5 protein-coding genes and 3 pseudogenes are annotated in these 5,772 nt (G+C 41.5%); 2 read left to right on the top strand and 6 right to left on the bottom strand.

Features of this window, described 5'->3' with window-relative positions; all coding sequences use genetic code 11:
- Positions 1–320: 320 nt before the first annotated feature.
- Positions 321–1,199, top strand: a complete 879-nt coding sequence (locus tag NFS18_RS18765) for a LysR family transcriptional regulator (RefSeq protein ID WP_251393045.1) — start codon at positions 321–323, stop codon at positions 1,197–1,199.
- A 56-nt stretch (positions 1,200–1,255) separates the two neighbouring features.
- Here the strand turns inward: NFS18_RS18765 and NFS18_RS18760 are convergent.
- The 6 genes and pseudogenes from NFS18_RS18760 to NFS18_RS18735 form a co-directional block, all read right to left on the bottom strand.
- Positions 1,256–1,801, bottom strand: a pseudogene (locus NFS18_RS18760) (CHAP domain-containing protein); the annotation flags it as partial.
- Positions 1,802–1,843: 42 nt separating this feature from the next.
- Positions 1,844–2,206: pseudogene (locus NFS18_RS18755) on the bottom strand (VirB4-like conjugal transfer ATPase, CD1110 family); the annotation flags it as partial.
- Positions 2,199–2,645, bottom strand: a complete 447-nt coding sequence (locus NFS18_RS18750) for a PrgI family protein (protein WP_251393044.1) — start codon at positions 2,643–2,645, stop codon at positions 2,199–2,201. The gene NFS18_RS18750 and the pseudogene NFS18_RS18755, both read right to left, overlap by 8 nt.
- Before the next feature lie 27 nt (positions 2,646–2,672).
- Positions 2,673–2,897: a hypothetical protein gene (locus NFS18_RS18745; RefSeq protein ID WP_251393047.1), complete on the bottom strand. Its 225-nt coding sequence runs from the start codon at positions 2,895–2,897 to the stop codon at positions 2,673–2,675.
- A pseudogene (locus tag NFS18_RS18740) lies at positions 2,894–3,733 on the bottom strand (VirD4-like conjugal transfer protein, CD1115 family); the annotation flags it as partial. The pseudogene NFS18_RS18740 and the gene NFS18_RS18745, both read right to left, overlap by 4 nt.
- Before the next feature lie 107 nt (positions 3,734–3,840).
- On the bottom strand, positions 3,841–4,683 hold the full coding sequence (locus NFS18_RS18735) for a PD-(D/E)XK nuclease family transposase (RefSeq protein ID WP_251393042.1): 843 nt from the start codon (positions 4,681–4,683) through the stop codon (positions 3,841–3,843).
- A 187-nt stretch (positions 4,684–4,870) separates the two neighbouring features.
- On the opposite strand from NFS18_RS18735, the gene NFS18_RS18730 reads away from it, so the two are divergent.
- Positions 4,871–5,719 carry a hypothetical protein gene (locus tag NFS18_RS18730; protein WP_251393040.1) on the top strand — a complete coding sequence of 283 codons (849 nt, stop codon included), beginning with the start codon at positions 4,871–4,873 and terminating at the stop codon, positions 5,717–5,719.
- Positions 5,720–5,772 lie beyond the last annotated feature (53 nt).

The raw sequence follows: 5,772 nt of genomic DNA, 5'->3' as shown, positions 1-5,772 counted from the left end.
AAGTTACGGTTTTACTTACTTTAAAGTAATGCTATCCGTTTTTAAGCAAGTTTATAGCGGCGTGAATAATTCAGGTTAAATTTTCAATTACCGATTCTATTTTACTTTTCTTCATTCGGTTATTCCCCTTCCATATTCACGAAAAACTTTTATATTTATATTTTAACTTTATTCTCTCTCTTCAACAAATACTTATATCGGTACTTATATCGGATATACTGCCATACTTGATAGGCATATCAAAACATGGTACAATATTTTCATCATTGAAGCTCGATAAGATAATTTACTCTAACATATTAATTTGTGAGGTGAATTTCATGGAATTACGTGTTTTACAATACTTCCTAGCTGTTACACGAGAACAGAGTATTTCAGGAGCTGCCGAAGCACTTCATTTGTCACAGCCAACACTTTCGCGGCAATTAAGAGAAATGGAAGAGGAATTGGGTACACAATTGATGATTCGCGGCAATCGTCGAATTACCTTGACTGATGAGGGAATGCTCCTTCGTAAAAGAGCTGAAGAAATCATGGAATTAGTAAAAAAGACAGAAAACGAAATCACTTTATCTAATGACTATCTTACTGGAGATATTACACTTGGCGCAGGTGAAACTGACGGTGTCCGCTTTCTCACATCCGCCGCACGAGCATTGCAGGAAGAGTTTCCTGATATCCATTTTCACATTATAAGTGGAGACGGTGCCAGTGTCCTCGAAAATCTTGATCGCGGACTGATTGATTTTGGGTTAGTATTTGGTGAAGTAGATACCAGCAAATACCATAAATTAAAAGTTCCATATAAAGATACCTGGGGCATTCTCATGCGTACTGATGCAGAATTGGCTCAAAAAGAGGTTATTACAGCAGAAGATTTGTGGGATAAGCCTCTCATTATCTCTCGGCAGCGATCCAGCAAATCCTCCCTAATAAAATGGCTGGGTAAAAATCCTGAAGAACTGAATATTGTAGGAACCTATAATCTCCTGTTCAATGGCTCTCTCATGGTAAAGGACGGAATGGGATATGCATTGTGCTTTGATAAAATCATCAATATTACAGATAATAGTAATTTATGTTTTCGCCCTTTGATGCCAGAACTTACGGAAGAAATGCATATTATTTGGAAAAAATATCAAGTATTTCCCAAAGCTGCCGAAAAATTCTTACTGAGAATGCAGGAGTTTGCAGAATAGACAAATATTTTCAAAATCCGCAGGTCAGTTCAATGTAATACCTGCGGATTTCTTTTTCAATTATAAACAAATCCATATCCCAAAATAGACGGTGAATTGATTGAATAACTATTCTGCTTCACTCTATCCCCACTATTTCCTTCCACCGTATGCACAGTAGTTCCATCGCAGTTTTCCACGATTCCCACATGATCACTGGCTCCGTCATGATCCCAGTCAAAAAAGATGATCGTTCCGGGAGTAGGAACACTGCCTCCACTTTTCCATTTTCCCTGTGTCTGAAACCAGTTCACACCTTCAGTACAAAGAGAAAACTTCGGCACTGTGCCATTTTGAATCATTCCTGCCTGATCTGCACACCAGGACACGAAACAGGCACACCATTCCTCCCGACTGCTAAATCCATACCACGACCAGAATTTCTGCCCGCCTTCATTGCCAAGCTGACTTTTGGCAATGGTCACGATCTGTCCATTTCCAAATAGTCCTAAAAACCATCCGCCGCCAGAATAATACCGCATAACATGGGGAACATACTCTGAATCCCCATATCCTGACCAGCCATGTGCCGCTGCCTGTTCCTGTGAAAACTGCCAGGCATCTGGCACAAATGCTTTCTCGCTACCGACAGGATGCTCTCTGTATAGCAGCATATCGTTATACTCCTTCCGGTACGCATCCAGCCCATCCTCTCTCATCGGCAGAAGCAAGGAGGCTTCAAACTCTTCCTTATTGATCCGCCTGTTATTTAGAGTAATCTTTGCCGCCGCGCCGGAATCTAACGCATTGAGCAGCTCACTGTAATCCAAAAACATTTCCGTCTTATCTTCTCTGCTTGCAATGGCATAGTTGATATCGGAAAATCGAAAGGACTTAGAAAACTTTGTCCCCGATTGGAATACCCCATCGGGCCAGATCCTCTGGATGGGGATCGCCTGCTGGACAGACCTTGAAACTTTGAACTTTTCCCGATCCATTTTCAATGCCTGCTGTAAGGTTTTAATCAAATGCACCACTCCTTCTCGATTTCTTTTTCTGCCTCATCTGTTTCTTCTCCATCCTCTGTTCCCTTTTTTTCTGAATGGCAGTTCCATCCCCTCTGATTTTTTCTCCAAGGTTCATGGTTTCTTCCATGCAGGCATGGTACAGGTCCTCCGACTGGAATACTAACCTCTTGGGGTATAAAAATTCGGACTTTATATACGCCCAAGCAAACTGCTCCGCATTCATGCCATGATACTGGAAAAATCCACAGGCTGCGAAAGGAGCCGCGCCAAGGATGCACAGCCACCCAGTCACTTCCTGCCCCACATAGTCTCCCAAACCAAAATAAATCCCCACCGCCACAGCGATGGCAAGTAAGGAAAAAATACATTGCCGCAGGTTCAGTCCCATAAACATGGACTCCTGGTAATTGCGGATTTCTTTATTCATTTTTACTTCCATTGTTCTCGCTCTCTTTCTTCTTGATTTTTATAATCCCATCATTTCCCGCACAATCCGGTCCGCCGCTTTCACTGCGCCTACCAACACTAACAGGTTAAACACCAATTCTCCCACATAATTCCACACAATTGTCACTGCACTTAAGGATGTATCCCCAACAGCCGGCGGACTAACCGCATACACCAAAAATTTCTTATCTACTCGATTCCTCTTCATTTCTTTCCAGTTCTTCAATCGCATTCCTCCAATCAAAAAGACTGCTCCCCTCCGAAGATTTCCTCTGAAGAAAGCAGTTCATAATCATCCAGTCTCTTGGTATCAATATGCAGATCATTCTGCGCAAGCGGCGCTTTCGCATAATCATACGGAGGCGCACCGCCATCCTCCGTATATTTCACATTCATGTGTTTGTGCAGATCATATTTCTCATCCAGAATAGGGCACTCCCCACGCACCAGCAATACTGCCTTCCGGTTATCCAAAAGGCGCACTTCATCTGGAGTGAGAAGTTCCCTGCCGGACTGCTGGAAATTCACAGAATAACTTCCGCTTCTTCCTCTGGTCTGCCCGTAGGTATTGGTATCCAGCGTTTCTTTTCCCAAAAGTTCGGAGACATACTTATGTCCCTCTTTCTCATTGCCGCCCAGATATAAAAATTCATCACAATTTCCAATCAAACTTTCCCAGCTGTCTTTAAACAAAGCTTTCATCTGTGCGATGTTCTGAATGATGATACTGCAAGAAATTGCGCGTGACCGCATAGTTGCCAACAGCTTGTCGAAGTCATCCGGCAATGCTACGTTTGGCCACTCATCCATGATGCAGTGTACCGGAATGGGAAGTTTCCCATGATATTTCCGGTCTGCCACATAGTAAAGCATCTGGAACAGATTACTATATATCATTCCAACCAGATAATTGAGGCTGGTATCTGCATCCGGAATACAGCAAAACAACGCCACTTTTTTCTCCCCGATGCTGTATAAATCCAGTTCATCGGTACAGGTCAGGGTTGCAATCTGCCTTAAATTAAAAGCTGCCAGTCGAACACCTACCGAAATAAGGATCGACTTCGCCGTTTTTCCAGAGACGTTTTGTAAAGGACTTTTTAATCAAGTTCACAGAAAATTTACATTTCAGGGCAAAAAAATAAGACCAGGAACCTGTTTTTAGATTCCCGGCCTACGGTTTTGTTTTATGCTGTCCGTTCTGCTTTCAATTTTTTCACTTCGTCAAGAGGAAGTCCTGCATATTCCGCAACTTTTTCAAGTGTTAAAATCCCATCTGCCAACATTCTCTTTGCGGAATTGATTGCTCCCTCTTTCAATGTCTGATTCCTCATATCTTCCATAGCACGGCACATAATTTCGATTCCCTCCTTGCTCTCTTTGAAAAATCTCACCCTGTCTGCCAGTGTCCCATAATACATATCCGCTGCGTCTGTGCAGGAGAAGTCATGCATTAACTTCCCGATTGGAGTATCTCCACGGTAAGCGCCATTTACATACAGTATGTGCGAACCGTCCTCAAATCTTTCCCCTGTTCCTAAAAAGCACCGCTCAATCGGATAGAGCGGCAACCCTTTTCCCATTACGTCATTCTCTGTGATAAAAATTACCCACGTTTCCGGCAGCTTGTCGAAGTCCTCGCCTTTCTTCAAAAGGTTTGCGTCCATCATGCTGCTGTTGTACCTGGCTCTTTTTCTCCCGGCTCCTTTGTCGGAGCGCTGTACTTCCACATTCAGCTTTGCCCCTGTACTGTCCGTAGCCAGGATATCCAACCTCACTGAACGGTTCAGCAGATTCTCCACAAATACCTGGGTGCGGACGTCCAGTACCTTTAAATCCGGCTTTTCCAGTACAATCTGCAATACCAGTTCTATGCTTGCCGTATCTCCCTCAAAACACTTTGTGAGGAAATCATCATCAAGCAGGCGAAAGCCTCTTAGCCTCTGTAAATCTTCCTGATGTTTCTGGTCTATTTGTTCCGTCACTGTCAATTTTCCCACCTGCTTTCCCTTTTGTTTTCGTAACTCCATACTACCATAAACCTCCCGATTTTACAAGCACATGGCTATTTGTGTAGTATATCCATTACTTTCTGGTCAAACAATTCACATATGATATATCGAAAATTTTTGAATTTTCCTGCAACTGGTTGATATTAACGATCTGGTAGTATAAAATAATAATTCATCAACCAATAGATACTGTAGGAGAAAAAATATGGATAATTCAGCCGTTAACCAACCAACTCATGAGCGTATTTCTCAAATAGAGATGGAAAAACGTCTCAAGGAAGCTGGCAAACAAGAACAATTTTATTCTATTGCTTTATTTGATATATTAGGATTCTCTAATTATGTAACCACTCACGGAAATCAAACAATTTTAGAATTATATAACAAATTGCTTGATATAGTTTATACGCCTGATATAAGCAAGGCTGTTCCTATACGAATGAGTGATGACTGGAAAGAGGGACGATATATTGCCAATGCAAATGGACACGTTAATGTTTGTCATTTTAGTGATACATTTATAATTTATGTTCATTACCTTTGCCGCAGAGAGGCATATTGGCTGGCGACTCCCAAATATGAACCTTACCCTTTATTGTTGGGAGAAAAAGATACTCCCTATTGTCCCATTTTTTATCAAGAACATCAAATCTATTTATCGTTCTTACAGACTTGTATGGACTTTTTTTGCCAATCAATTATTGCGGGGATTCCTTTGCGTGGTTGTGTTTCTTCTGGCTTCGCATTGATGGATTCCAACAAGTCAATATATTTCGGTACTCCCTTAGTAGAGGCCGCAAGAGGTGAACCTGCACGTAAAGCGATAGGAATTTCTTTTGGTAAAAGTTTTAATAACCATCACCCGGTATATAATGATTACTTTATTCCTTTTTGGGATTTCATCAAAACCGATGACCCTAAATCAAAATTTATTAGTCCGATGGTTTTGGATTGGCCAAGGTATTGGAGAATCTCACCAGATTTTAAAGACTTTTCATTTGCTGACTGCATTAAAAAAATGAATACTAATCCTGAATTATTCACGCCGCTATAAACTTGCTTAAAAACGGATAGCATTACTTTAAAGTAAGTAAAACCGTAACTTAA

This window comes from Mediterraneibacter agrestimuris (assembly GCF_943193195.1).
GTDB classification, from domain to species: domain Bacteria; phylum Bacillota; class Clostridia; order Lachnospirales; family Lachnospiraceae; genus Schaedlerella; species Schaedlerella agrestimuris.
Note: the sequence above shows the minus strand (reverse complement) of the source record. Positions and strands in the feature narration are given on the sequence as shown.

What these genes read in the sequence shown, in the direction of transcription:
- NFS18_RS18750 (WP_251393044.1), bottom strand. Translation starts at nt 2,645, where the DNA reads ATGGAAGTAAAAATGAATAAAGAAATCCGCAATTACCAGGAGTCCATG.
- NFS18_RS18735 (WP_251393042.1), bottom strand. Translation starts at nt 4,683, where the DNA reads ATGGAGTTACGAAAACAAAAGGGAAAGCAGGTGGGAAAATTGACAGTG.
- NFS18_RS18765 (WP_251393045.1), top strand. Translation starts at nt 321, where the DNA reads ATGGAATTACGTGTTTTACAATACTTCCTAGCTGTTACACGAGAACAG.
- NFS18_RS18730 (WP_251393040.1), top strand. Translation starts at nt 4,871, where the DNA reads ATGGATAATTCAGCCGTTAACCAACCAACTCATGAGCGTATTTCTCAA.